This window comes from Terriglobus sp. YAF25 (assembly GCF_052113305.1).
GTDB lineage: Bacteria > Acidobacteriota > Terriglobia > Terriglobales > Acidobacteriaceae > Terriglobus.
Map to the genome: position 1 here is coordinate 1 of NZ_JBFRCY010000970.1, position 1345 is coordinate 1345.

A 1345-nucleotide genomic window follows, 5' to 3' on the forward strand; every position below is an offset into this window, starting at 1 on the left:
CTCTTCGCTGATGCCAGCGCAGAAGAAGTCCTGTTCCGGCTCGGGGCTCATGTTGACGAATGGCAATACCGCAATACAGATACGAGCGGGGGCTGTCGCTCCGATTTCTTCACGATGTTTCGCAGGCTGAGCATCAATCCATCGGAAGATAGGTACATAACTCCCGGGACGTAATCCAATCAGAACCGGGTCGCCGGCTCCTTGTCCCTCGTAGTAGGCCTTCAACTTCGTTCTCAGCCGGCGAGCTTCAACCCGGACAATTGCATCGATGTTCGGATCGTACTCTGAGGTTCGGTCGAAGACCTCCATCGCGACGGACAACTCTTTCAGACTGTCGATATCCCCATCGATGGTTCGGTTAACGATGTGTGTCAGGAAGCGGCAGATCCGTGCAGAGGCGACAAAGCCGGGGCTTTCTACCATCCGCGCCAGTTGCTCGCGAATCGCTGTAGCCGGCACAGGGGCCGCGCCAGGCGCTGGGGTGGTGGTATACGGCGGCGAGGGTGGACCTGGCACTTTCCTGTCTCCCTCGTTAATTATGCTCCAAAGCCGCGCGTCTTACGGCAACCTTACGGCTGCTTACGGCCAATGGAAGATCTGACGGCATAGGGTGGAGTCAGGAAGAACTACTACTGATGCAGACATCCAGGCGATTAGACACGGTAATCTTCGTCTCCATCCGGGACCCGGAACCAGCACTTTTAACAGATATTGAAGCATACGGGCTAGTGATGCACTGGGCCCACAGCATAGCCGCGGCATTGGACTTACTCAGGTCGATCCCGAATGAGACAGTTATCGTGACCGAACTGGCTTTGACCGACGGAAATTGGAGAGATCTGGTCGAACAGGTTCGTTGTCATGGAATTCTTACTCCGATTGCGCTTATGACCCCAGCCAGTACGGCCGAACTCTGGTGGGATGCGCTCGAATGCTGTGTAGACGAGATTTTGCCAGCTCCTCTCCAACCATCCCGCTTGCGCCAGTTTCTAGATACTCATTTCTCTCCTTGAAGATGTCATCTTCGCAATCAAAATGCTTTCGCCAGCGGCCGCGGCTTCCGACTCTCGGAGCAGGCCTCCGCATTGATCTCCAGCGCTTCTTTAGGGATTGAACCCAAGTTCGAATGGCTTTGACGATGATTTCAACACAGGTCTTTTCTTTACCGAAGCAAGCCTCCACGCGTCTCAATAGATTGCATCGGATGCTCTCGTGGGCTGTGATATCGCACTTGCTCCGGTACGTAATTCGGTTTTGCAACAGACTTCGGAACTGGGATCCACCCGATGTGGGAAAGGCACTCTCCAAAGTGCTCGTAAACACTACGGTTTATGGGAATGAAGAG

1 pseudogene is annotated in these 1345 nt (G+C 54.2%); it reads right to left on the reverse strand.

The features are described from left to right. Positions 1-516: pseudogene (locus AB4043_RS25685) on the reverse strand (tetratricopeptide repeat protein); the annotation flags it as partial. Positions 517-1345: the final 829 nt, after the last annotated feature.